The organism is Pseudomonas sp. NFACC05-1 (genome assembly GCF_900100135.1).
In the GTDB taxonomy this organism is placed as follows: domain Bacteria; phylum Pseudomonadota; class Gammaproteobacteria; order Pseudomonadales; family Pseudomonadaceae; genus Aquipseudomonas; species Aquipseudomonas fluorescens_Q.
The window spans coordinates 56864-82091 of record NZ_FMTR01000004.1; the positions used below are offsets into that span (position 1 = coordinate 56864).

At 60.5% G+C, this 25228-nt stretch carries 24 protein-coding genes; 13 read left to right on the top strand and 11 right to left on the bottom strand.

Annotation, left to right across the window (positions count from 1 at the left end; translation table 11 throughout):
• Positions 1-606: 606 nt before the first annotated feature.
• The gene (locus tag BLO97_RS08530) at positions 607-1068 is read right to left on the bottom strand and encodes a hypothetical protein (protein WP_092345577.1); all 462 of its coding nucleotides are present in this window, start codon (positions 1066-1068) and stop codon (positions 607-609) included.
• Between the two features lie 790 nt (positions 1069-1858).
• On the opposite strand from BLO97_RS08530, the gene BLO97_RS31860 reads away from it, so the two are divergent.
• The 5 genes from BLO97_RS31860 (at position 1859) to BLO97_RS08555 (ending at position 7982) form a co-directional block, all read left to right on the top strand.
• Positions 1859-2479: an HlyD family secretion protein gene (locus BLO97_RS31860; protein WP_256571729.1), complete on the top strand. Its 621-nt coding sequence runs from the start codon at positions 1859-1861 to the stop codon at positions 2477-2479.
• Positions 2480-2999: 520 nt separating this feature from the next.
• Positions 3000-5750 (top strand): response regulator, encoded by a 2751-nt coding sequence (locus BLO97_RS08540; RefSeq protein WP_092345579.1) that lies wholly within the window; start codon positions 3000-3002, stop codon positions 5748-5750.
• Positions 5751-5816: 66 nt separating this feature from the next.
• Positions 5817-6806, top strand: coding sequence for a 2-hydroxyacid dehydrogenase (locus BLO97_RS08545; protein ID WP_063324748.1), 990 nt, complete (start codon positions 5817-5819; stop codon positions 6804-6806).
• 337 nt (positions 6807-7143) lie between these two features.
• Entirely contained in the window at positions 7144-7578 is a 435-nt protein-coding gene (locus BLO97_RS08550; RefSeq protein ID WP_092145280.1) for a hypothetical protein, read from the top strand.
• Positions 7578-7982, top strand: coding sequence for an META domain-containing protein (locus BLO97_RS08555; RefSeq protein WP_003204689.1), 405 nt, complete (start codon positions 7578-7580; stop codon positions 7980-7982). Before BLO97_RS08550 ends, BLO97_RS08555 begins: the two co-directional genes overlap by 1 nt.
• A 191-nt stretch (positions 7983-8173) precedes the next feature.
• On the opposite strand, the gene BLO97_RS08560 is transcribed toward BLO97_RS08555, so the two are convergent.
• Complete coding sequence (locus BLO97_RS08560; RefSeq protein WP_092345581.1) at positions 8174-8641, bottom strand: TlpA disulfide reductase family protein; 468 nt, start codon at positions 8639-8641, stop codon at positions 8174-8176.
• Between the two features lie 114 nt (positions 8642-8755).
• Between BLO97_RS08560 and arsC the strand changes: the two genes are divergently transcribed.
• Genes arsC through BLO97_RS08575 form a run of 3 tightly spaced genes read left to right on the top strand, consistent with a single transcriptional unit; the run spans position 8756 to position 10129 of the window.
• Complete coding sequence (gene arsC / locus BLO97_RS08565; RefSeq protein WP_057448610.1) at positions 8756-9109, top strand: arsenate reductase (glutaredoxin); 354 nt, start codon at positions 8756-8758, stop codon at positions 9107-9109.
• A complete protein-coding gene (gene wrbA / locus BLO97_RS08570) occupies positions 9106-9711 on the top strand; it encodes an NAD(P)H:quinone oxidoreductase (protein ID WP_092145278.1) in 606 nt (201 codons plus the stop codon). Before arsC ends, wrbA begins: the two co-directional genes overlap by 4 nt.
• A complete protein-coding gene (locus BLO97_RS08575; protein WP_092145276.1) occupies positions 9704-10129 on the top strand; it encodes a DUF2069 domain-containing protein in 426 nt (141 codons plus the stop codon). Before wrbA ends, BLO97_RS08575 begins: the two co-directional genes overlap by 8 nt.
• An 87-nt stretch (positions 10130-10216) precedes the next feature.
• On the opposite strand, the gene BLO97_RS08580 is transcribed toward BLO97_RS08575, so the two are convergent.
• Together BLO97_RS08580 and ttcA are read right to left on the bottom strand one after the other, a co-directional pair.
• Positions 10217-10891, bottom strand: a complete 675-nt coding sequence (locus tag BLO97_RS08580; RefSeq protein ID WP_092345583.1) for a DNA-3-methyladenine glycosylase I — start codon at positions 10889-10891, stop codon at positions 10217-10219.
• A gap of 81 nt (positions 10892-10972) precedes the next feature.
• Entirely contained in the window at positions 10973-11797 is an 825-nt protein-coding gene (gene ttcA, locus BLO97_RS08585) for a tRNA 2-thiocytidine(32) synthetase TtcA (protein WP_063324743.1), read from the bottom strand.
• 416 nt (positions 11798-12213) lie between these two features.
• On the opposite strand from ttcA, the gene BLO97_RS08590 reads away from it, so the two are divergent.
• Together BLO97_RS08590 and BLO97_RS08595 are read left to right on the top strand one after the other, a co-directional pair.
• Positions 12214-12816, top strand: a complete 603-nt coding sequence (locus BLO97_RS08590; RefSeq protein WP_058542562.1) for a Yip1 family protein — start codon at positions 12214-12216, stop codon at positions 12814-12816.
• 172 nt (positions 12817-12988) lie between these two features.
• Positions 12989-13483, top strand: coding sequence for a SprT family zinc-dependent metalloprotease (locus BLO97_RS08595; protein ID WP_003204703.1), 495 nt, complete (start codon positions 12989-12991; stop codon positions 13481-13483).
• A 49-nt stretch (positions 13484-13532) separates the two neighbouring features.
• Here BLO97_RS08595 and BLO97_RS08600 read toward each other — a convergent pair whose 3' ends face one another.
• Together BLO97_RS08600 and BLO97_RS08605 are read right to left on the bottom strand one after the other, a co-directional pair.
• On the bottom strand, positions 13533-14714 hold the full coding sequence (locus BLO97_RS08600) for a CaiB/BaiF CoA transferase family protein (protein ID WP_092345585.1): 1182 nt from the start codon (positions 14712-14714) through the stop codon (positions 13533-13535).
• Positions 14715-15019: 305 nt separating this feature from the next.
• The gene (locus tag BLO97_RS08605) at positions 15020-16372 is read right to left on the bottom strand and encodes a dicarboxylate/amino acid:cation symporter (RefSeq protein WP_092223575.1); all 1353 of its coding nucleotides are present in this window, start codon (positions 16370-16372) and stop codon (positions 15020-15022) included.
• A gap of 333 nt (positions 16373-16705) precedes the next feature.
• On the opposite strand from BLO97_RS08605, the gene BLO97_RS08610 reads away from it, so the two are divergent.
• The gene (locus BLO97_RS08610) at positions 16706-17704 is read left to right on the top strand and encodes an AraC family transcriptional regulator (RefSeq protein WP_092145270.1); all 999 of its coding nucleotides are present in this window, start codon (positions 16706-16708) and stop codon (positions 17702-17704) included.
• 163 nt (positions 17705-17867) lie between these two features.
• On the opposite strand, the gene BLO97_RS08615 is transcribed toward BLO97_RS08610, so the two are convergent.
• The 3 genes from BLO97_RS08615 to BLO97_RS08625 all read right to left on the bottom strand — a co-directional run bounded on the left by BLO97_RS08615 (position 17868) and on the right by BLO97_RS08625 (position 20592).
• Positions 17868-19214, bottom strand: coding sequence for an ATP-binding protein (locus tag BLO97_RS08615; RefSeq protein ID WP_092345587.1), 1347 nt, complete (start codon positions 19212-19214; stop codon positions 17868-17870).
• Positions 19211-19888: a response regulator gene (locus tag BLO97_RS08620; protein ID WP_092345589.1), complete on the bottom strand. Its 678-nt coding sequence runs from the start codon at positions 19886-19888 to the stop codon at positions 19211-19213. Before BLO97_RS08620 ends, BLO97_RS08615 begins: the two co-directional genes overlap by 4 nt.
• 104 nt (positions 19889-19992) lie before the next feature.
• Positions 19993-20592, bottom strand: a complete 600-nt coding sequence (locus tag BLO97_RS08625; protein WP_092145266.1) for a hypothetical protein — start codon at positions 20590-20592, stop codon at positions 19993-19995.
• 147 nt (positions 20593-20739) lie between these two features.
• On the opposite strand from BLO97_RS08625, the gene BLO97_RS08630 reads away from it, so the two are divergent.
• Together BLO97_RS08630 and BLO97_RS08635 are read left to right on the top strand one after the other, a co-directional pair.
• Positions 20740-21531, top strand: a complete 792-nt coding sequence (locus BLO97_RS08630; RefSeq protein ID WP_092145264.1) for a dienelactone hydrolase family protein — start codon at positions 20740-20742, stop codon at positions 21529-21531.
• Positions 21532-21752: 221 nt separating this feature from the next.
• On the top strand, positions 21753-22478 hold the full coding sequence (locus BLO97_RS08635) for a 4'-phosphopantetheinyl transferase family protein (protein ID WP_218189613.1): 726 nt from the start codon (positions 21753-21755) through the stop codon (positions 22476-22478).
• Between the two features lie 26 nt (positions 22479-22504).
• Here BLO97_RS08635 and BLO97_RS08640 read toward each other — a convergent pair whose 3' ends face one another.
• Entirely contained in the window at positions 22505-24115 is a 1611-nt protein-coding gene (locus tag BLO97_RS08640; RefSeq protein WP_063324735.1) for an ATP-binding protein, read from the bottom strand.
• Entirely contained in the window at positions 24112-24834 is a 723-nt protein-coding gene (locus BLO97_RS08645; protein ID WP_092145260.1) for a response regulator, read from the bottom strand. The genes BLO97_RS08640 and BLO97_RS08645 overlap by 4 nt, the downstream gene beginning before the upstream one ends.
• Positions 24835-25228 lie beyond the last annotated feature (394 nt).

A 25228-nucleotide genomic window follows, 5' to 3' on the forward strand; every position in this document is an offset into this window, starting at 1 on the left:
CAGACAAATTATCAGTCGCGGGACCACCTGAATTAGAAACACAAAAACAACCGGATATATAAACATAAACATCATATTATCTGAAATCGTATATTCAAACACGGACTTACATACCGCAACCAGCCCTCTTAAAGCAAGCCCCATCACTCCTCCTATTAAAATCCATAACAGAATAGACATACCAACCCCATTGAAAACCGATAAGGCAAGCGCTATGAATGCCTAAAACAACAGACATACCATATACATAGCGCCACCGACAAAACAATTCAAATACAAACAAAAGCCAAAGAAATCCAACAAAATCAACTTTTTAAATGGTTAGACTGCGATCAGATTATTTTATTTATTATTCCTCATCCGTCATGCGCCTTGCATTTCGCGACTTAGTCCTCCACCAAACACTCCGACTCCGTAGCCAATGCCACCCCCCTTTATCATATTGATGCTCACCGCGCCTTCCTAGCCATGGAACAGTCAACTAAAGAAAAAGACAAAGACCTAACAAAACAATAGAATGAAGTCCTGCAACTACTTCTACTGGGCGGAGCAAACAAAAAACATATTTAATTCTCGGCATTAGCGACTTGCCACTATCGGAAACGCTCACTGCATAGCACGTGACAATTTCACTAATCGGTCGTATGGCCCTGTAAAAATTGCACCATCCCTTTGGATGGTGCATGTGACAACTTCGGATTTGTAATCGAAAAGAAAGCTGGCATTCCTACCACACGGTAGATATACACCATCATACTTCTCTGAATAGCCGATGGATAGCATTGCGTCCCGCAACAAGCCTAGCTGCATATCAGCCCTCACTCTTAATTCAGAAAACGCCTCATCACAATACATTTTCTTGGCAGTTATCGCCAAGTATCCAATTGTTCCGCCCACAACCTCCCAACCTGAAAAACCATTTCTCAATGAAAACTCATCCATAAAAATAAATATCACAGCTATCAGTAATGAGAACACGATACTTTTTTCAACCAAGACAAAGATCTTGAAAGGATCCCCTGACAATTGCTCACTAAGCTTTAGCTTTTTCAGAACATTTTCTGCCATACTTTCGTCCTCGCTGCGCAACTTTTTTTAAAACACCCACCCAACGCCATTCCAAACAGCACACATGGATCAACGATAACGACGAAATTCGATGATTTGTACCCTACACATGTAGGGATGACCCAAACGGGCATCCATGGGATCTTCCCTGCCTCGCCGCGATGCGGCATGCCTTCCCAAGGGGCTTCGGAATGCAAATATTGTCAGCAAGGAATGCTCACATTGACCTAAGACACATCGCTATTCAGAACAGAAGCTCTAGAAGTCCAGCAAGTGCAATGGTTGGGCAGCATAGTGCTGATTCGCCCACTCTCGTTTACCTTCCTCACAGCCTTCGCCACATTCTTCGCATCAATCGTGATTATTGTTTTCATATGGGGGAGCTATACCAAGCGAAGCACCATGGCTGGGCAGTTACTGCCCTCATCGGACAGATTAAAGTTTATGCACCACAGTAATGACGAGTGCTCGAAAGCTTTATCCATGAGGAGCAATACGTTAAAGCGGGCACGGACTTGCTCACATTATCCAGTGAGCACTATGGCGAAAATTCCGATCCAATTCAGGAAAGCACAGCAACAACTTCAAGGAAAGGAAACTGCCCTTGATTGATGAGCTCAAAAAATAAAAACACTGCAGGCTGATGAAAAAAAAGCCTTACCAACCATTTAAGCACCCTAGAAAATGAGTTGGATATTCTAGCCGGACAAATTTCCAGTCAAAAACAGCTGGTCGCCTTGGCTTTAAATGCCACCAGTCGCTATTCGGGATTAATGGAAAAGGGATATATATGGATCAGCTACAGCAGCGCCAAGCAGAGCTACTCAATCATCGACAGAAATCAAATACCCTTGAACGTGACCGCTCCGCGCTGCGACAACAGATAACCGAGCGCCGCAACGAGCTTTCTGGCTTATCCTCTCGCCATGAAAATCAACTCGCCATCGTGCATAGAATGCTTTCGGAAATTGATCGAGAGTTCATTGAGAGTGAGGCGCGGCGAATATTAGTTATCAAGGCTCCTCAAACAGGTGTCGTGACTGCCATTTTTGCGGAGTCCGGACAGACCACAGGCATCACTAGACCGCTTTTAGGCATCGTTCCAAACAACTCGCTATTGCAGGCCAACCTTTATTCCTCAAGTAAATCCATCGGTTTCATCCGGGTCGGCGATAAATTACGTATTCGCTATCAAACCTGTCCCTATCAAGAATTCGGGCAGCACAACGATACAGTAAAATCCATCTCCAAGGCCTCGATTTCTGCCGGGGGAGCTTGCAAACGCGGTCGGAGAAATACCCGGCATTGGCTTGGACAGCGAACGCTATTATCGAATACGCGTCGATCTGGACCAACAGCATGTTCTAGCGTATGGCGAACAACGGCCATTGCAAACGGGCATGTTACTTGAAGCGGACATAATGCAAGAGACTCGCCATCTTTATGAATGGGTATTAGAGGCTCTTTATAGCCTAACGGGCAGGCTTCAGGCCCCATGCAGATGAATTATATGAATGCAGTCTCACTTTCAGTGGAGACGCCGGCTTCCATTACCGCAGGATCGCAGATTGGAAAGCAACGACAGATCGTCTGATCGCTTTCAATAAGGCAATGACGAACTCTCCTGCGGAGGCGCCGAAGTATTCACAGCAAGACTGCGCATCTTTTCGCGCTCCTGAGCCACCAACCTAAAGCTCAACGGCAGCCTCTTCCTACCACTCTGCACCCACAGTCGTCCTCCTCTGACACTGGTCTATCGGCGGATATTCACTAAGCGTTTCAGATCGCGTTACGACTGGTCTCCGACCGGACCGATGCACGGAGGACATGAATTTTACGAAGATCGCCCGCCCGCAAATCGCTACACTGCGCAGGTACTGCGTGCTGGATGCGCGCACCGCTCAATCAGACGCTGGATGCAGGAGACAAGTGTGCTCAAGAAACTGGGAATCAAAGGCCGCGTGCTGTTGCTGACCCTGTTGCCAACCAGCCTGATGGCGCTGGTCCTGGGCGGCTATTTCACCTGGATGCAGCAATCGGAGCTGCACGCCCAGTTGTTGCAACGTGGTGAAATGATCGCCGAACAACTTGCGCCGCTGGTCGCCCCAGCCATGAGCCGCCAGGACATCGATCTACTGGAGCGCATCGCCACCCAGTCCCTCGAACAGGCGGACGTGCGCGCCGTCACCTTCCTCGCCCCCGACCGCGTACCACTGGCCCACGCCGGCCCGACCATGCTCAACCGGGCGCCGGAGGGCAACAGCACGCAGCTACTGCAACGCACTGGCAACGACGCCACGCGCTACTTGCTGCCGGTATTCGGCAAGCACCGCAACCTGTCGGGCGAACTGATTCCCGAAGAAGCCGACCGCCTGTTGGGCTGGGTCGAGTTGGAGTTGTCCCACAGCGGTATGTTGCTGCGCGGCTATCGCAGCCTGTTCGCCAGCCTGCTGCTGATCGCCGCTGGCCTGTGCCTGACCGGCTTGCTGGCGCTGCGCATGGGCCGCACGATCAACCGCCCGCTGAGCCAGATCAAGCAGGCCGTGGCACAACTCAAGGACGGTCACCTGGAAACCCGCCTGCCGCCGCTGGGCAGCCAGGAGCTGGACGAACTGGCCTCGGGCATCAACCGTATGGCCAGTACCTTGCAGAACGCCCAGGAAGAATTGCAGCACAGCATCGACCAGGCCACCGAGGACGTGCGCCAGAACCTGGAAACCATCGAGATCCAGAACATCGAGCTGGACCTGGCTCGCAAGGAAGCCCTGGAAGCGAGCCGGATCAAATCCGAGTTCCTGGCGAACATGAGCCATGAAATCCGCACGCCGCTCAACGGTATCCTCGGCTTTACCCACCTGTTGCAGAAAAGCGAACTGACCCCACGCCAGCTCGACTACCTGGGTACCATTGAAAAATCCGCCGACAGCCTGCTGGGGATCATCAACGAGATCCTCGACTTTTCGAAGATCGAGGCCGGCAAGCTGGTGCTCGACAGCATTCCGTTCAACTTGCGCGACCTGCTGCAGGACACCCTGACCATCCTCGCCCCCGCCGCCCATGCCAAGCAGTTGGAACTGGTGAGCCTGGTCTACCGGGACACGCCACTGTCGCTGGTGGGCGATCCACTGCGCCTCAAGCAGATCCTCACCAACCTGGTGAGCAACGCCATCAAGTTCACCCGCGAGGGCACCATCGTCGCCCGGGCCATGCTCGAAGACGAGCACGAAGACAGCGTGCAGTTGCGCATCAGCATCCAGGACACCGGCATCGGCCTGTCCAACCAGGATGTGCGGGCGCTGTTCCAGGCGTTCAGCCAGGCTGACAACTCGCTGTCGCGGCAACCGGGGGGCACCGGCTTGGGCCTGGTGATTTCCAAGCGCCTGGTGGAACAGATGGGCGGGGAAATCGGCGTCGACAGCACACCGGGCGAAGGCTCGGAATTCTGGATCAGCCTGCGCCTGCCCAAGACCCGTGACGATGCCGAGGACCTGCCCGGCCCACCGTTGCTGGGCCGGCGTGTAGCGGTGCTGGAGAATCACGAACTGGCCCGCCAGGCCTTGCAGCACCAGCTTGAAGACTGTGGCCTGCAAGTGACGCCGTTCAACACCCTGGAAAGCTTGACCAACGGCATCACCATCGCCCACCAGACCGATCAGGCGATCGACTTGGCCGTGCTGGGCATCACCAGCAACGACATGCCACCGGAGCGCCTCAACCAACACATCTGGGACCTTGAGCACCTGGGCTGCAAAGTACTCGTGCTGTGCCCCACCACCGAACAGACCCTGTATCACCTCTCGGTGCCCAACCCTCACAGCCAGCTCCAGGCCAAGCCGGCCTGCACCCGCAAGTTGCGCCGCGCGCTTTCCGACCTGGTCAACCCGCGCCCGACCCGCAGCGACCCCCACGAACCGGTTTCCAGCCGCGCCCCGAAAGTGCTGTGCGTGGACGACAACCCGGCCAACCTGCTGCTGGTGCAGACCCTGCTCGAAGACATGGGCGCCAAGGTGCTGGCTGTGGAAAGCGGTTATGCGGCGGTCAAGGCCGTGCAGAAGGAAACCTTCGACCTGGTCTTGATGGACGTGCAGATGCCCGGCATGGACGGTCGCCAGAGCACCGAGGCGGTCCGCCAGTGGGAAAGCGAGCGGCACTGCACACCGCTGCCGATCGTCGCCCTCACCGCCCACGCCATGGCCAACGAAAAGCGCGCCCTGCTGCAAAGTGGCATGGATGATTACCTGACCAAACCCATCAGCGAGCGGCAACTGGCCCAGGTGGTGCTCAAATGGACTGGCCTGGCCCTGCGCAACCAGTCACCGGAGCGCAGCGGCGATGCCCCGGGCGGCAGCGAACTGTTGGTGCTCGATCACGAAGAAGGCCTTCGCCTGGCCGCCGGCAAGGCTGACCTGGCGGCGGACATGCTGGCGATGCTGCTGGCCTCCCTGGAAGCCGACCGCGAAGCGATCCGCCAGGCCATCGAGGCCAACGATCACAACGCACTGATCGAACGCGTCCACCGCCTGCACGGCGCCACCCGCTACTGCGGCGTACCGCAATTGCGGGCGGCCTGCCAGCGCAGCGAAACCCTGCTCAAGCAACAGGATCCCAAGGCCGCCGACGCCCTGGAAGAATTGGAGCGGGCCATCAACCGCCTGGCCAGCGAGGCGCGTATCAGCGCCTGATCCAGGGCAATGGCGACCGGAGCGATGGCGGTTAAGCTGGGTCTATTCCAATGCCAGGAGGCCGCCATGCGCGTGATTTTTTTCAGCAGCCAGACCTACGACCGCGACAGTTTCACCAAGGCCCCGACGCCCGCAGGCCTTCAATTGCAATTCCAGCCCGCCCGCCTGAACCTCGACACCGTGGCCCTGGCCGAACGGCATGAAGTGGTGTGTGCCTTCATCAACGATGACCTCAGCGCCCCGGTGCTGGAGCAACTGGCCGAAGGCGGCACGCGGCTGATTGCCCTGCGCTCGGCCGGCTACAACCACGTCGACCTGCTCGCCGCCCAGCGCCTGGGCTTGAGCATCGTCCGGGTGCCGGCCTACTCGCCCCATGCCGTGGCCGAACATGCCGTGGCATTGATCATGGCCCTCAATCGCTGCCTGCACCGCGCTTACAACCGCACCCGGGACGGCAATTTCAGCCTTCATGGGCTGACCGGGTTCGATCTGGTGGGCAAGACCGTTGGCGTGATCGGCACCGGGCAGATCGGCGCGACGTTCGCACGGATCATGGCAGGCTTCGGCTGCCAGTTGCTGGCCTATGACCCCTACCCCAACCCGCAAGTCGAAGCCTTGGGCGCCCGCTACCTGCCCTTGGCCGAGCTGCTCGCGCAGGCGCAGATCATCAGCCTGCATTGCCCGCTCAATGAACAAAGCCGACACCTGATCAATGCCCAATCGCTTGCTGCGATGCAACGCGGCGCCATGCTGATCAATACCGGGCGTGGCGGCCTGGTGGACACACCGGCCTTGATCGAGGCGTTGAAAAGCGGCCAGCTGGGCTATCTGGGCCTGGATGTCTACGAGGAAGAAGCCCAGCTGTTTTTCAAGGACCGCTCCGACCTGCCCTTGCAGGACGACGTGCTGGCCCGGCTGTTGACCTTCCCCAACGTGATCGTCACCGCTCACCAGGCGTTCCTGACCCATGAAGCCTTGGCGGCGATTGCCATGACCACCCTGGACAACATCGCCGCCTGGGCAGCCGGCACGCCGCAAAACCTGGTGGATGGCTGATCCGCTCTAGCCAGCCCCCCCCTGTAGGAGCTCGCTCACATAGGGACTTTGGTCGAGCTCCAATTTCGGCTTCACACAAACCCAATGTGGCGAGGGAGCCTGCTCCCGCTGGCCTGCGAAGCAGGCCTCTGCATTTTTTCAGCCGGACCGCATGATCCGGTTGGCGACTGCTGCGCAGCCGAGCGGGAGCAAGCTCCCTCGCCACGGGTTGTGGGTTGTCTGGGCTGACGCCATCGCGAGCTCGCTCCCACAGGGGTGGAGTTTCGTCGGTCAGATCCCTTATGGAGCATCCAAAGCCATGCCCCGTGCTAGCATGTCGCGCCTATTTGGAGGACCCATGGCCGAACACGATTTCCGCTACACCCTGATGAACCCGCAGCACACCTTGACCGAAGTCCGCGCACTGGCGCCGGGCCGCTACCAGGTCACCGGCAATGGCGGTTCGATCCAGGCCAACGATGTGTTGCTCGTCACGCTCAAAGGCAGCAAGGACTTGTCCATGCGCCTGACCGTGGACACCGTGCGGCACCTGCTCAAGCCCATGGGCCAATGGACCGCCATGACCACCGGCCCGGTGTTCGGTGAACTGGCGATCCACACCTGGCAGGTCAACTGCGACAGCTGCGCCAAGGAACTGAGCTTCGAATTCGCCGTCGATGCCAAGCTCGGCGTCAAGGCCGAAAAACCGGCCGCCTCCGCACGGATCGCCGAACTGGGCTGGATCACAGTGGGTGAAAAACACCTGTGCCCGAAATGCCAGGAAACCGCCTGATGAAACGTTTGGCCCTGTCCGCGTTGATCGGCATGAGCCTGATGGGCTGTGCCGCTGAACCTGTACAGCTGCAACATAACCGCAGCTACATCCTGGAGTGGATCGGTGAACGGCCATTGATGGACTACAGCCACCTGACCATCACCCTTGGGGATGACGGTCGCGCCTATGGCAATGGCGGCTGCAACCACTGGTTCGCGCCCTATACCCTGGAAGGCCACCGTTTGAGCTTCGGCAAGATCGGCAGCACGCGCAAACTCTGCGCCCCGGCGGTGATGGAGCAAGAAACGCGCTTCTTGCAGGCCTTGGAAAAGGTCGAGCGCTGGGACATCTCGCCCATCGAGCAAATACGCTTCTGGCCGGCCCAGGGCAAGCCGCTGCGGTGGTGGTTGGAAGAGGGCTGAGGCCTCCAGACATACCCGGTTGGACCAGGGACATGGTTAACCCTGTGGCGAGGGAGCTTGCTCCCGCTGGGCTGCGAAGCGGCCCCCGGATGCACCTGTCACTTTGATGTTTCAGGCGGAATGCAGGGGCCTGCTGCGCAGTCCAGCGGGAGCAAGCTCCCTCGCCACACAGCCCTCAGCCATGACAGGGGTTATTTGAACGCCTGCAACGCTTCAAGCTTGGCCATCACCCCCGCCGCCGTCTGCTCCCCCAGCAACTGCTCGCGCACCTTGCCCTTGTTATCGATGATGTACGTCACCGGTAGCCCTTCGCTGCGAGGAAGGTCGAAGATCTCGGCCGGATCCCGGGCCAGCACCGTGAAGCGAATCCCCATCTTGTCGCTGGCGCTCTTGAGTTCTTCGCCCTGCACCTGGTCGAAGTTGACCCCGAATACACCGACGTTGCGCCCCTTGAGCTGTTCGGCCAAGGCATTGAATTCCGGGATTTCGGTACGGCACGGCCCGCACCATTCGGCCCAGTAGTTGAGCACCACCCATTGTTTGTCCAGCCGCTGCGAGGCAATGGCCTGGCCGTTCTGGTCCACGCCGTAGTCGTTCCCGCAGCCGGCGAGCAACAAAATGCCGATAAATGTCAGTGCCGCCGTCAATCGCCTTGCCATGTGCCAATCCTTGTCTGAATGTGAACGCTGCTGCGACCCGTCGCCTCTCTCAGGTGCTAGGGGCTTCGCGGCACAGTAGAATAGCCGCCACCTTACGCAAGATGCGACCCACTCATGACCGATCTGACGCTTTATCACAACCCGCGCTGCTCGAAATCCCGCGGTGCGCTGGAACTGTTGGAGGCCCGTGGCCTGACGCCCACCGTGGTCCGCTACCTGGAAACCCCGCTCGACGCCGCGCACCTGGAGCGTCTGCTGGGCAAGCTCGGCATCACCGCCCGGCAATTGCTGCGCACCGGCGAGGACGAGTACAAAGACTTGAACCTGGCCGACGAAAGCCTGAGCCAGGCCCAGTTGATCGCAGCCATCGCCGCCCACCCGAAACTCATGGAACGGCCGATTCTGGAAGCCGGGGAAAAGGCCGTGATCGGCCGTCCGCCGGAGAAGATCCTGGAGATCCTGCCGTGACCACGCCGTACATCCTGGTGTTGTATTACAGCCGCAGTGGCGCCACCAACGAAATGGCCCGGCAGATCGCCCGTGGTGTCGAGCAGGCCGGGCTGGAAGCCAGGTTGCGTACGGTGCCGGCCATTTCCGCCGAGTGCGAAGCGGTTTCGCCAGACATCCCAGAACAAGGCCCGCTCTACGCCAGCCTCGATGACCTGAAGAACTGCGCTGGCCTGGCCTTGGGCAGCCCGACCCGTTTCGGCAACATGGCCGCGCCGCTCAAGTACTTTCTCGACGGCACCAGCAACCTGTGGCTGACCGGCGCGCTGGTGGGCAAACCGGCCGGGGTGTTCACCTCCACCGCGAGCCTACACGGTGGTCAGGAAACCACCCTGCTGTCGATGATGCTGCCACTGCTGCACCACGGCATGCTGATCACCGGCCTGCCCTACAGCGAATCGGCCCTGATCGACACCCTGGGCGGTGGCACGCCCTACGGCCCGAGCCATCACGCCGGGGCCGACGGTAAAAGCGGCTTGAACGAACATGAGGTTGCCCTGTGCCGCGCCTTGGGTTTGCGCCTGGCGAAAACCGCCCTGTTGCTGGAGAACGGCCGTGGCTAAGAAGCCGAAGATCCTGCCTTCGATCCAATGGCTGGAACCGCGCGTACGCATCGCCCGCGCCCTCAGCCTGCTGTGTTTTTTCGTCCTGGTGGGGCTGCTCAGCGCCTATTACCTGCTGATCGCCGACCTGCACGGCGCGCGGCCCTGGGTGATTCTGCTGATCGAACTGGTGCCGCTGCTGATACTCGCGCCCGGCATGCTCAGCGGCAGCGCCCGCGGACACTCGTGGATGTGCTTCGTGGTGAACCTGTATTTCATCAAGGGCGCACTGGCAGCCTATGACCCGAACCGGCAACTGTTCGGTGTGCTGGAAATGGCGGCGAGCGTGGCGGTGTTCTGCTCGGCGTTGTTGTATGTGCGGTGGCGGTTCCAGTTGAATCGACGGTTGGCGGGCGAGGGAGATGTCTCCGTCGCCTGATATACCGCTATCGCGAGCAAGCTCGCACACAGGGTGCCATCGAGTCCCTGTGGGAGCGAGCTTGCTCGCGATGGCCGCAACGCGGTCTCAATGATTCACGGTATACGCCAGCATCATCGATATCTGGCTCATGGGCCTTCCCCCGCTCTCTTCATGCCACTGGTTGAAGGCATTCTGCACCGTCGCCAGGTCCCGCTGGCTGGCGGGGACTTTGTCGATGATGTCCTGGGCATTGAGCGCGGCCACCACGTCATAACTGGGCACGAAGGTGTCCTTGCCCATCATCCGCAAAAAGCGCGGCGCCGACAGGCCGCCCAGTTGATGGCCGCGTTTTTTCAGGTACGTCCACAGGCCGACGATGTCGGTCACTGGCCAGTCGGCGACCAGTGCGGCGAAGCTGCCCTTTTCGTGGGCCACGTCCAATATCAGTTGCGCGTTGCGCGGTACGCTCTTGAGCTTGCCCAGATGGCGGATGATCCGCGCGTCCTGCATCAACCGCTCCAGGTGCTCGGCGCTCATCAGCACGACTTTCTCCGGATCGAACTTGAAGAACACCTCTTCGAACGCCGGCCACTTGGCGTCCACCAGGCTGTGCTTGAGCCCGGCGCGGAACACCCGCAGCGCCATGGTCGAAAGGTAGCGGTCGTCGCCGATCTTGCGCAGTTGCGCCGGGGTCTTGGGAACCGGCAGGTGGGCTTCCAGTTCAGCCGCCGAACCGAAGCGGTTCAGACAATACTCGTGCAGCCACTTGTAATCGCGCATGCCCTCTCCTGGGGTCGGAAATGAAAACGGCGCCAGTGGCCCTTATAGCCATTGGCGCCGTGAATAGAGCGGTTGGCGCCGTCAGAGGTTCACCACGTTGACGAACCGCGGCGTGGCGTTTTCGTCGATGCGCAGGTTGGTGAAGTCGAACAGGTTGCGGTCCGCCAGTTGCGACGGAATGACGTTCTGCAAGCCGCGGAAAATGCTCTCGGTACGGCCCGGCGTCTTGCGCTCCCACTCCTGGAGCATTTCCTTGACCACCTGACGTTGCAGGTTTTCCTGGGAGCCGCACAGGTTGCAGGGGATGATCGGGAATTGCTTGAAATCCGAATAGGCCTGGATGTCTTTCTCGCTGCAATAGGCCAATGGCCGGATCACCACGTTGCGCCCGTCATCGGCTCGCAGCTTGGGCGGCATGGCCTTGAGCGAGCCGTTGTAGAACATGTTCAGGAAAAAGGTCTCGACGATGTCGTCGCGATGGTGCCCCAGGGCCATCTTGGTTGCGCCGATCTCGTCGGCGAAGGTGTAGAGCGTTCCGCGCCGCAGGCGTGAGCACAGCGAACAGGTGGTCTTGCCTTCGGGAATCAGTTCCTTGACCACCGAATAGGTGTCTTTCTCGACGATGTGATATTCCACACCCAGCGATTCAAGGTAGGCCGGCAGCACATGCTCGGGGAACCCGGGCTGCTTCTGGTCCATGTTTACCGCGACGATGTCGAACTTGATCGGCGCAACCTTCTGCAGATGCATCAACACATCGAGCAAGGTGTAGCTGTCCTTGCCGCCGGACAGGCAGACCATGACCTTGTCGCCGTCCTCGATCATGTTGAAATCGGCGACCGCCTCACCGGCCAGGCGGCGCAGGCGCTTTTGCAGTTTGTTCTGGTTGACCGTAAGAGTGCCCATGACGCGAAATCCGTGAGGTGTGACGAAAGGGCGGCATTTTACGCAAAAAACCTCCCGTATGGCACCGCCCCCCTGTGGCGAGGGAGCTTGCTCCCGCTGGGGTGCGAAGCAGCCCCGAAAATGTATGTATCACCGCGGTGCCGGACAGAACGCAGGGGCCTGCTGCGCAGTCCAGCGGGAGCAAGCTCCCTCGCCACATGAATCTCTTCGCCTGAGAATTACGCATACAGATCAAGCCGCGATTAACCTGCTCCTTTACAGCGCGATTTGCTCTAAGCCCACCATCCCCCTTGGGGTGACTCCTTTCTATACTGCGACATAAGGTCGCACACACTTACAGACCTTTACTTACCCGGCCATTTGGCCCGTAGGCGCTCCGTTGGGGGGCGATGGCAATAACAAAGGAGTGACTGACTATGATCCATCATGTCGTGGGGCTCTTTACCCACCCTGATCAAGAATGGAAAGAAATCCGTGGCGATCAGGAGGAAAGCATCAGCCACATGTACCTCACCCATACGCTGATCCTGGCGGCCATTCCCGCGGTATCGGCGTTCATCGGCACCACGCAGGTGGGATGGGTCATCGGCAATCGTGCACCGGTCATGCTCACCCAGGAAAGTGCGCTGTGGATGACCGTCATGTCGTACCTGGCCATGTTGGGCGGTGTGGCAGTGATGGGCGCCTTCATCCACTGGATGGCCCGAACCTATGACGCCAACCCGAGCCTGGCCCGTTGCGTCGCGTTCGCCACCTACACCGCGACACCGTTGTTCATCGGCGGCCTGGCGGCGCTCTACCCGCACATGTGGCTGGGGATGATCGTCGGCACGGCGGCGATCTGCTACACGGTCTACCTGCTGTATGTGGGCTTGCCGACGTTCATGAACATTCCCCAGGACGAAGGTTTTCTGTTTTCCAGTTCGGTGCTTGCCGTAGGCCTGGTGGTGCTGGTAGCCATCATGGCGTTCACGGTGATTGTCTGGGGGCTCGGCGTCGGCCCGGTCTATACCAATTGAAGGATTGAAACGGTCCCGATAGTACCCTCCAATAAAAACAGGATCTGCCGACACAGGCCGCCGCAAGGCGGCCTTCCTGTGTTTGAGCCGCTCGACACGACCGCTGGGCGCCTGGACGATTCGCAACGGCCGACGCTTGCGGCATACTCGGGCTTCTGGAGACCCGTAAAGCATGCTCGAGCAACTCAATACCCGCGTCGAAGAGTGTTACCAACAAGCCGAATCCTTTTTCAAACGTCCTTTCAAACGCCCAGTGGTCAGCTTCAAATTGCGTGGCCAGAAGGCCGGCGTTGCACACCTGCATGAGAATCTGCTGCGCTTCAATCCACAGTTGTACCGGGAAAACGCCGAAGACTTCCTCAAGCAGACCGTCGCCCATGAAGTCGCGCACCTGATCGCCCATCAACTGTTTGGCGAACGCATCCAGCCCCATGGCGAAGAATGGCAACTGATCATGCGTGGGGTGTACGAACTGCCGCCCAACCGCTGCCACACCTACGAAATCAAACGCCGCAGCGTGACCCGCTACATCTACAAATGCCCCTGCGACGGCAGCGACTTCCCGTTCTCGGCCCAGCGCCACAGCCTGGTGCGCCAAGGGCGGCGGTATTTGTGCCGAAGCTGTCGCAATACCTTGGTGTTCAGTGGAGAAACCCGGGTGGAATAGCAGGCTTTTGTGGTGTCTGGGCTTGCCCGCGAAGAGGCCCTAAAGGGCACTACAAAATCACCTTGGCATCCCGCAATTGAGCGATCCGCTGCGCACTGAACCCCAACTCCCCCAACACCTGATCCGTATGCGCCCCCAATCCCGCGCCAATATGCCGAGGCTCAGGCAAGCCTCCGGAAAATCTCAACGGACAAGCCATCTGCGCCTGGCTTGAACCATCGCCCCGGGGCACCTGTGTCACCAGCTCCCGAGCCTGTAACTGCGGATGCCGAACAGCTTCCTCCAGGCTCAGGACCGGCTCGACGCAGGCATCGATCCCGGCAAACAGGCTGCACAGCTCGGCAAAATCGCGTTTTTCAAACTCGGCTTGCAGCGCCTGCTTAAGAGCGTGCTGTTGTTCAGGCTTGGGCGACAACCCGAGGGCCGCCAGTTCCGGCCGTCCCAAGGCCTCGCACAACGCCTGCATGAACACCGGTTCCAGGCTACCCACCGACATCCAGCGACCATCGCGGGTGCGGTAATAGTCATAGAAGCTGCCGCCGTTGAGCATCTGTTTTTCCCGCCCCGGCTCGACACCGCAGGCCAGGTAACCGGCACCGGCCATGGCGTTGAGGCTGAACACACAGTCAGTCATGCTCACGTCAAGATGCTGCCCCTGACCGGTTTGCTGGCGGGCGATGACCGCCGCCAACAGCCCGATCACCCCATGCAACGAACCTCCGGCGATGTCCGCCGCCTGGATCCCCAGCGGCAACGGACCGCTGTCGGCGCGGCCGGTGTGGCTGGCCAGCCCCGCCAGGGCCAGGTAATTGATGTCGTGACCGGCGCGGTCCTTGTAGGGCCCGGTCTGGCCGTAGCCGGTGATCGACACATAGATCAGCCGCGGATTGATGGCTTTCAAGGCTTCGTATCCCAGGCCCAACCGCTCCATCACGCCGGGGCGGAACTGTTCCAGCAGGATGTCGTAGTCCTCCAGCAATTGCGTGACCACCGCCAACGCTTCCGGTTGCTTGAGGTCCAGGGCCAGGCTGCGTTTGTTACGGTTGAGGTAGGCGTGGCTGGCCGAGGAGCCCTGATCATGGGGCGGCAGCACCCGCAGCAGGTCCTGGCGGGTCGGCGACTCGATGCGCAACACCTCGGCCCCCATGTCTGCCAGCAACAGCGAGGCAAACGGGCCGGGCAGCAGGGTCGAGAAATCCAGAACCTTGAGCGATGCCAGTGGGCCTTGCATAGCGATCTCCGGTGGGTGATGGCTAAAGACTAGGCAGGGGTTGGTGGTAGGGCAATCACCGCAGGTGCCAGTCTGGATGACCATTGCGCTCAGCGTGAGAGCTCTTGTGGCGAGGGAGCTTGCTCCCGCTGGGCTGCGCAGCAGCCCCCCCCGCCATTTGTCTGAGGCACCGCGGTGGCAGATACATCTTAGGGTCGCTTCGCAACCCAGCGGGAGCAAGCTCCCTCGCCACAGAAGCCTCCTCGACGGAAGAGTTCTTCCAATAAAAAACCCGCCGAAGCGGGTTTTTCATTACAGCCTGAAGTTTACTTCACAGTGACTGGAGCAGAGGACTCAGCCGCTGCAATCTGCGCCGCCGCGATCTGCTCGTCATCTTCACGGACATCGGCGATACCACGACCACCGGAAGCCAGCTCGGTCTGCAACTGGTCTTCGTCCAGTTCCTTGACCCACTTGGCAACCACGATCGTGGCAACGGCGTTGCCCACCAGGTTGGTCAGGGCGCGAGCTTCGGACATGAAGCGGTCGATACCCAGAATCAGTGCCAGACCGGCCACCGGCAAGGTGCCCACGGCCGACAGGGTGGCCGCCAGCACGATGAAGCCGCTACCGGTTACGCCAGCCGCACCTTTGGACGACAGCAGCAGCACCAACAGCAGGGTGATCTGGTGAGTCAGGTCCATCGGGGTATCGGTGGCCTGGGCGATGAACACCGCGGCCATGGTCAGGTAGATCGAGGTACCGTCGAGGTTGAACGAGTAGCCAGTCGGGATGACCAGGCCTACGACCGACTTCTTGGCACCCAGGCGCTCCATCTTGATCAGCATGCGTGGCAGGGCCGATTCCGACGAGGAAGTGCCCAGCACGATCAGCAGTTCTTCACGGATGTAGCGGATCAGCTTGACGACGCTGAAGCCGTGGGCGCGGCAGATGGCGCCCAGTACTACCAGCACGAACACCACGCAGGTGATATAGAAGCAGATCATCAGCTGGCCCAGTTGCACCAGCGAACCGACACCGTAGGCGCCGATGGTGAAGGCCATGGCACCGAACGCACCGATCGGCGCCAGCTTCATGATCATGTTGATGATGATGAACATCACATGGGCGAAGCGATCGATGAAGTCCAGTACCGGCTTGCCGTAGGCACCCAGGCGATGCAGGGCGAAGCCGAAGAGCACCGAGAACATCAGTACTTGCAGGATGTCGCCGTTGGCGAACGCGCCGACGATGGTGTTCGGGATCACGTTGAGAATGAAGGCAATGATGCTCTGGTCTTTACTGGCGCTGATGAAACCGGCGATCTTGCTGGTGTCCAGAGTCGATACGTCAATGTGCATGCCGGCGCCCGGCTGCACGACGTTGACCACCACCAGACCGATCAGCAGGGCGATGGTGGAGACAATTTCAAAGTACAGCAGCGCATAGCCGCCGGTCTTGCCGACCGATTTCATGTTCTGCATACCGCCGATGCCGCTGACGACGGTACAGAAAATGATGGGGGCGATGACCATTTTGATCAGTTTGATGAACCCGTCACCGAACGGCTTGAGGGCAACACCAGTCTGCGGGTAGAAGTGGCCGAGCAAAATGCCGATGGCAATGGCTACGATCACTTGGAAATACAAGGATTTGTACAGTGGCTGACGAGTCGTCATGGCAAACCTTCCTCAAGAGTCCCGTTTGACGACTTCCACCTGTCGTCCACGGCACCTCAATTGCGAACCCTCCTGCACTGGAGGGATTTGTTTTTTGTCGGCTGCACGCGGCAGACCTGTGTGCTGTATCGCAAGGCTCGTGCCATTTTTCGGAAAACCCCTACAAGCGCTGTCGCAGAAGGGTTCTGGAATTATTCACGAGTTAAACACGGCCGTGGAATGTGGCGGATTTCCGCCCACGGGGTGTTTATCACTCCGGGATTTGGCGGATATCCGCCTTGTCGGGCCGCAGTGCCCTGCTACCATCGCCCGCTTACCGGACGGATTCCAGCCATGCGCCAACGCACGATCGCCAGCCACTTCGCCCGCGCAGCCTTGGGCGGCGCGCGCCGGCAAGGCTTCGACTATGTTCCTGTGCTGCAACAGCTGGGCATCAGCCCAGAGCTGTTGGATGAGCCGCGCGCGCGGATTGCGCCCGAGCAGTTCGCGCGCCTGTTGCAGGCGCTGTGGCTGGCATTGGGGGACGAATACCTGGGATTCGGTAGGGCTGCGAGTAAACCCGGGACGTTTGCCATGATGTGTCACGCGTTGATCCACTGTCGGACCCTGGGCAAGGCCCTTCAACGCGGCTTGCTGTTCTACAGCCTGTTCCCCGACGCGCCGAGCCTGACCCTGGAAGCCGAAGGCGAGCGAGTGCGGCTGGTGCTGGACGATTCGACGCTGTGGGACCCGGATCATTTTCTGACTGAAAGCTTGCTGGTAGTCTGGCATCGCCTGGCCAGTTGGCTGATCGGCCAGCGTATCGGCCTGGAACAGGCGACTTTCGGCTACACCAAACCCGCCCACGGTGCCGAATACGACTTACTTTTTTCCTGTCCACTGGTGTTCGAAGCGCGCAGCAGCAGCCTGTTGTTCCACAGCCGTTACCTGGACATGCCACTGCTGCAGGACGAACGCACCCTCAAGCATTTCCTCGAACGCTCCCCCGCCGACCTGCTGTCGCGCCCGGACGATGGCCATAGCCTGAGCAGCCAACTGCGCCGCCTGCTCAGCCGCGACACCGCCCGCTGGCCCGACCTGGACACCGTCGCCGGCCATCTGCACATCAGCCCGCAGACCTTGCGCCGGCATTTGCGTGAAGAAGGCACCAGCTTCCAGGAACTCAAGGATCAGCTGCGGCGGGATATCGCCATCTACCACTTGGGGCGTGCGGACCTGTCGTTGCAGCAGATTGCCGAGCAGTTGGGTTTCTCCGAACCATCGGCGTTTCACCGGGCGTTCAAGAAGTGGACGGGGCTGACGCCAGGGGCTTATCGGGAGCAGGAGAATTGAGTGGTGACATCCAAATCCTGTGGGGAGCCCGCCGGCCCCTGTGGCGAGGGAGCTTGCTCCCGCTGGGCTGCGAAGCGGCCCCAAGAACTTGCGAGCGCTGCGCACTCGAGCGGGAGCAAGCTCCCTCGCCACAAAGGCCGGCAACCCCACCGAAGTATTCCAGTCAAACCACCGGAAAATGAATCCGGAACGCCGCCCCGCCCAGCTCTGAATCCCCCAGGGTCAACTTGGCGCCGTAGCTCTCGATGATGTCTTTCACCACCGCCAGTCCGATCCCCTGCCCCGGATGCTGGCGATCCAGTCGCTCGCCCCGCTGGAGAATCCGCGCACGTTGATCCGGTGGCACGCCCGGCCCGTCGTCCTCGACACTCAACTCCGTACCGCCAAGGGTCTGGTGCACGCTGACGCGCACCTCGCCCAGGCACAGCCGATAGGCGTTTTCCAGCAGGTTGCCGAGCATCTCCAGCAAGGCGCCCTGTTCGATCGGCACCTGGCAGTGCTCCGGCAGATCGAAACTGACATTGACTCGTTTGTCGCGATAGACCTTGTCCAGGGTGTCACACAGGCTTTGCAACACCGGGCGCAAGCGTACCTGATGGCGCACCAGCCCGCTTTTGCGCAGGCTGGCGCGCTGCAACTGGTAGCCGATCTGCTGGCTCATGCGCTCGATCTGGGTTTGCAGCACCCAAGCCTGTCCACGGTCCTCCGGGCGTCGGGCCATGTCCTCGCTGACGCCCTGCAACACCGCCAACGGGGTCTTCAAGCTGTGGGCCAGGTCATCGAGGGAATCGCGATAACGGCTGCGTTGCTCCCGCTCGCTGTACAGCAGGCGGTTGAGGGAGCCGGTCAGGCGCAACAGTTCCCGGGGATGCTCGGTACTGAGGCTTTCCCGGGCCCCGCTTTCGATTTCGTCCAGTTCCTGGCTCAGGCGCCGCAGCGCCCGAAGGCCCCAGGTCAAGCCGATCCACAACAGCGCCAGCAACACCAACAGGGCCGCGCCAAAGCCCAGGTACAGATTGTCCCGCAGGCCCTGCAGGGTCACCTCATAGTCGCGCACCGGTTGCAAGGTAACGATGCTGAACGCCGCGCTCTGGCCGCCGAGCAGCTTGATCTCGACGTCATAGACAAAAAACTCCTGGCCGTCGTTCTCGCGAATGCGCGCGAACTGGTTGCCCTGGCCGTCATAGCGTGGCGTGTAATTGATGTTTTCTTCCTGGGTCGCCTTCGAGCGCCAGACCAACCGCCCCTCGCGATCGTAGATGTAACCCAGCAGGCGGGCATCGGCGAGGTTGAAGCGCTCATCGGGCAACTGCGCCGGCATCCTCAAGCGGTTGTTTTCCACTCGGGCGGCGGAAATCAGCGTGGTCACGTCCGAAGCCAGGCGTTGCTCGATGGATTCCTGCAGCGCCAGGCTGAACGCGCCTTGCATGGCCGGCAACAAGGCCAGCATGAACAGCACCGCCAGGGTCATGGCGGCCAGCATCAACCGCAGGCGAAGCGAACGAATCACTGGCAGCGCTCGTTGAACAGGTAGCCCAGGCCGCGCACGGTATCGATCGGCTTGAAGCCCGCCGGCGCTTCCAGCTTACGGCGCAGGCGCCCGACCAGCACTTCGATGACATTGGGATCACGCTCGTCGTCATCGGGGTAAAGCTGCTCCATCAAGCGGTCCTTGGCCACCACCTGCTGGTGATGGCGCATGAGGTATTCGAGGATGCGGTACTCGTAGGCAGTCAACGCCAGCGGCTCCTCATCGAGGGACGCCTGCTTGCGGTTGAGGTCGAGCAGCAACGGACCGGCGACGATGGTCGATTGGGTAAAACCGCTGGAGCGGCGCAACAGGGCGTTCAGCCGGGCCTCCAGCTCTTCGAACTGAAACGGCTTGACCACGTAGTCGTCGGCGCCGGCGGCCAGGCCTTCGACCTTGTCCTGCCAGTTGCCGCGGGCGGTCAGGATCAGGATCGGAAACGTCTTGTCCTGCGAGCGCAGCCGGCGGATCAGCTCCAGCCCGCTGATGCCCGGCAAGCCCAGGTCGATCACCGCCAGGTCATGGTTGAATTCCCGAACCTGGTACAAGGCCTCGTCGGCATTGGCCACGGCCTGCACCACATGGCCGCTGTCGGTGAGACGGGTTTGCAGGTGGTGACGCAACAGCGCTTCGTCTTCGACGACCAGTAATTTCATGGAGCCTCTCCCAGGCAAATCAAACAATCCAGTGCGGCGCACTTCAACGAAAGGCGCCGGATCGTCTTCGACCGATCCGGCTGGATACGCTCACCATCAACCGCTTAGAACGTGTAGTTGGCGGACAGGTAGGTCTGGGCGCTGCTGGTCAGGTCCAACGAGCCAACCTTATCGCCACCGTGCGGGCTCATCTCGGTGCTGGCGTTGCTGCGCAGGTAACGGTAACCCAGTTCAACCGAGGTGTTCTGCGAAATTTGTTGCAGCACGCCCCCTTGCAAGCCCACTGCGTAGCCAATGTCGCTGTCGCGGCTGAAGCCGGGAGAATCCTGGGTCAGCTTGGTCAGGCCCGCCGTGCCGCCACCGAACAGCTTGGTGCTGCTGGTGACCGGATAGAACACATCGTAGCTGCCCAGCAGGTTTTCCTGGCGCAGCTTGATGCCGTTGTGGGTGCCCGAGACGTTGTCGTAGGTGGCGTAGTAGCGGCCCTGGTCGTTTTGCTTGCCCAGTCGCAGGCCATACGTGGTGTCCTTGCCGATGACGCCGTCGGCGTTCGGGTTGTTCAGGGCGCTGTCCAAGGCGCTGGATTTCTTCACCTTGTCGCTGGTCTGGCCGAGGGTCAGGCTGGCGAAGTTGTCATCGGCGTGGGCCAGGGCGCTGGCGCCCAGCACGGTGAAAGCCAACAGCAGTTTTTTCATAGCAGTCATGATCAAGTTCCTTTGCAGCGTGGGTGAATTGTGAAGTCGCCGTCACCTTAACCAGCGATACCTGAACCCCCCTTGAACGTTCTCTGAACCTTCGCTGAATGAATCGGCTAGAGTGTCCTGTCTCAGCACTTTTTAAGGAGATCCATCATGCGCAGGCTGCTTGCTGTTGTACTTCTGGCTATTAGCGGCGTGAGCCAAGCCGCCATCCAGACCCAGGAGCTCCCCTACACCAGTGCCGACGGCACCAAGCTGATCGGCTATTACGCGTATGACGACACCGTCAAGGGCCCGCGCCCGGGCGTGGTGGTGGTGCATGAATGGTGGGGGTTGAACGACTACGCCAAGCGCCGTGCCCGTGACCTCGCCGGCCTGGGCTATAGCGCCCTGGCCATCGACATGTACGGCGACGGCAAGAACACCGAGCACCCCAAGGACGCCATGGCCTTCATGCAGGCGGCGCTCAAGGACGGCAAGGCCGCCAGCGCACGCTTCCAGGCGGGGTTGGACCTGCTGAAAAAACAACCCCAGACCGATCCGGATAAACTCGCTGCCATCGGCTACTGCTTCGGCGGCAAGGTGGTACTCGATGCGGCGCGCCAGGGTGTGCCGCTGGCCGGCGTGGTGAGCTTCCACGGTGCGCTGGTGACCAACACCCCGGCAACACCTGGCAGCGTCAAGGCCAAGGTGCTGGTCGAGCATGGCGCCCTGGACAGCATGGTCACCCAGGACAACGTCACCGCGTTCAAGAGCGAGATGGACAAGGCCGGCGCCGACTATAAATTCGTCAGCCTCGAAGGCGCCAAACACGGCTTCAGCAACCCCGATGCCGACCGTTTGAGCCACGGCGAACATGGCGGGCCGGACATTGGCTACAACAAGGAAGCCGATGAGAAATCGTGGGCGGATATGCAGAAGTTCTTCAAGAAAGTTTTTGACTGACGCATAACCCTGTGGCGAGGGAGCTTGCTCCCGCTGGGCTGCGCAGCAGCCCCAACAGCAGCGATGCGTTCAATCTGATACTCCGAGCTGTCAGATTCAGGACTGCTTCGCAGCCCAGCGGGAGCAAGCTCCCTCGCCACAGAAGCTTCTTTTCCACTCACTTGCGCCACTCAGGCTTGCCCCACTACCCAGCCTCCCGTCAACCCGGCAAAATGCCGGGCATGAAGACACTCCCCACCCTGCCCGCCTGTTGCTCGCCTCTGGATGAACACTGGCTTTTGCCCGATGCGCTGCCCGATACGGTGCTGCTGAGCACCCGCTTCGACCCGTTGCTGCTGGTAGGCACCGACTTCCCCGACAGCGCCATCGAACCACCGGCGAGCATCCAGCGATCAGTGGCCAAGCGTCAGGCTGAATTCCTGGCCGGGCGGATCTGCGCCCGGGCGGCATTGCAGCGACTCGACGGCCTGGCCTGCGTGCCGGCCATCGGTGAAGACCGCGCCCCCGTGTGGCCGGCCCATGTCAGCGGCTCGATCACCCACAGCACGGGCCGGGCCGCGGCCATCGTCGCGAAAAAAGACCACTGGCAAGGCTTGGGCATGGACGTGGAAAACCTGCTCGACCCCGAGCGCGCCGAGCGCCTGGCCGGTGAAATCCTCACCTCGCCGGAGCTGCTGCGCATGGCAACGCTTGCGCATGACGACCGCGCCTTGCTGGTCACCCTGACCTTTTCAGTGAAGGAAAGCTTGTTCAAGGCGCTGTATCCCATCGTCAGGCAGCGCTTTTATTTCGAGCATGCCGAAGTGCTGGAATGGACACACGACGGACAGGTGCGACTGCGGTTGCTGACGGACCTGTCGGCCGAGTGGCGTCATGGCAGCGAACTGCAGGCGCAGTTCGGGGTGAAGGATGGGCAGCTATTGAGCCTGGTGGGGATCAAAGCCTGAGAGTTGTGGGTTTGGGAGCCCACCTATCAAGACCTGTCCTGATGCCTCGGCCAACTCAGGCTGAAACAGGCGCCACCCAGGCTCTTGCTCTTGCCGATCAACGCCCGACCGTCATGCCAGTGGATAATCCGCCGCACGATCGACAGCCCCAGCCCATGGCCGCCCGACGCCCGGGCGCGGCTGTCATCCAGGCGCAGGAAGGGCTTGAAGATCCGCTCCCATGCCGCCTCCGGCACACCAGGCCCGTCGTCCTCCACATCCACCCGACAGCGCAACTGGCCCACCTGATAGCTGACGGTGACCCGGGAACTGGCGTGACGCATGGCGTTGCCCACCAGGTTCTGCAGGGCCCGATGCAGAAAGCGTGGCTCGGCCTCGACCCAGGCGCCGTCGCAATCGACGGCCGACAGGCATAGACCGCGCTCGACCGTGATCCCGGCCCGCAACGGCCCCAATTCATCGATCACTTGATTGACCAGCGCATCCAGGTCCACCCGCTGGAAGTTCAGGGCCGGTGAACCCTGTTCCAGCCGCGCATAGGTGAGCATTTCGTCCACCAGCCGATCCAGGTCTTCGATGTCGTGGTCCATGCCCGCCAGGTATTTGTCCCGGGCCTGGGGCGTGGTGGCGCTCCCGAGCATTTCCAGGCCGAAGCGCAGGCGCGCCACCGGGGTACGCAATTCGTGGGACACCGCCCGCACCAGCTCGCGCTGGATGGCCAACAATTGCTGCAAGTGCTCGGCCATGCCGTTGAACGCAGCGGCCAGCCGCCCAACCGAGTCGGCACCTCGGGCCGGTACCCGGGTTTCCAGGCTGCCCTGGGCGATCTGGGTGGCGGCCGACTCCAGGCCGCGCAAGCGCCGCTCCAACTGGCGCACCAACAGGTAGACGATCAAGCCGATCAGGCTCAAGCCCAGCGCCGCGATCAGCACCAGCCATTGCGGCGGATAAGGGTTCATCTGGTACAGCGGACCAATCTCCAGCACCCACGGCGTGCCGACCATGCCGGCGAAGACCCGGATGGAGTCGCCGCCCTTGCCCAACGCCATCACCGTATCGCCCTCGGACACACGACGGCGCTGGTCTTCATCCATGTCCGCCTGCTCGGCGGTCATGAGTCGCAGATCGAAACCAAAACCTTTTTCCTGCGCCAGTTGCGCCAGCCGCTTGGGTTGTTCGGCCACCGGGGAACGCACCAGCTCGTCGGCCAACAGATAGATGGTCGCGCGGGCCAGTTGCTCACTGATCTGCTGGACTTCACCCACCAGCATCAACTGTTCGCCATCGCTGACCAGCCGGTAGACCTTCGCCGCATGGGGTCCGGTCTGCTCCACCAATGCCTGGCCACGCAGTACGCGGGTGCGCTGGCCGAGGTCGAGGTCGGTCTGGGCAAAGGTCTGCAACGCCAGGGGAATGCCCAGCAGGCGCTCCCATACCAGCAACGCCCGCCGCCGTTCGGTGTCGTTCATCGGCCGCAGGTTGTCGGCCATCAACGAAAACGTACCGTGGGCCAGGCGCTCGCGGTATTGCTCGCTGCGGGTCTGGTTGAGCAGGTGCAGGGCCAGTACGCCGAGGACCGCCACCAGCACCAGTGCGGCACACATGCCGCCATAAATACGCAGGAAGATCGAGTTCACGGTGTCGGGTCTACGCAGGCTTCAGGAACGAACAGGTAGCCTTTGCTGCGAATGGTCTTGATCAGCCGTGGATGGTCCGGGTCATCGCCGATCTTGGGGCGGATACGCGAAATGCGCACGTCGATGGAACGGTCCTGGCCGTCATAACCGATGCCGCGCAAAGCGGTGAAGATTTCTTCCCGGGACAGGATGCGCCCGGCATTGGACACCAGCAGCCACAGCAGGTCGAATTCGGCGCTGGTCAGCTCGATACCGTTGCCCTGCAACCAGGCTTCGCGCAGGGCGTCGTCGACCACCAGCGGGCCGAATTGCAGGCGTCGCTGCTTCTGCGCGACGCTCGGCTCCGGTTCGCTGCGCCGCAGCAGGGCCTGGATACGCGCCAAGAGCAAACGCGGGCGAACCGGCTTGCAGACATAATCATCGGCGCCCAGGTCCAGGCCCTGGATCTGATCGGTGTCGTCGGTGCGGGCGGTGAGCATGAGGATCGGCCCGTCATAATGCCCGCGCACCTTGCGACAGATGCTCAGGCCGTCTTCGCCGGGCAGCATCAGGTCGAGGACCACCAGGTCCGGCTGCTCAGCAATGATCCGCGCCGCCGCCACCGCGCCGTCGCCTTCGATGGCGACACGCAACCCGTTGCTTTCGAGGTACTCCCGGGTCAGCTCGGCCAGACGCTGGTCATCCTCGACGATCAATACCTGCCAGGCTTCTTGTTCCATGGGGGCCTCGTTTTGTTATGAAAATAAAGGACCGGATGGCCACAACCCTTGCAGAAGGATCACTACCCCGTGGCGAAGGAGCTTGCTCCCGCTGGGCTGTGAAGCGGCCCCTGTTTTTTGCGATTGCTGCGCAATCGAGCGGGAGCAATCTCTGGCCACAACAGTGTTCATTCCAGAGATTCGAATACAGCCTCCTCTTTTTGTCATATCAAAGGAGGATAAACATGCCAGCACACCGGTCGATTGTATAAACGTCGCACCCCTAGAAAACAAGCGGACAAATGCGTTCGGTCGAAGCAGGTTTTATGTGGTAACGTCCGCGCCCGCAAAAAACCATCGGGCAGTTTTCAGACCGTTGAAACCGATGAAAAAAGGTCCACTCCAGCTAGGTCGC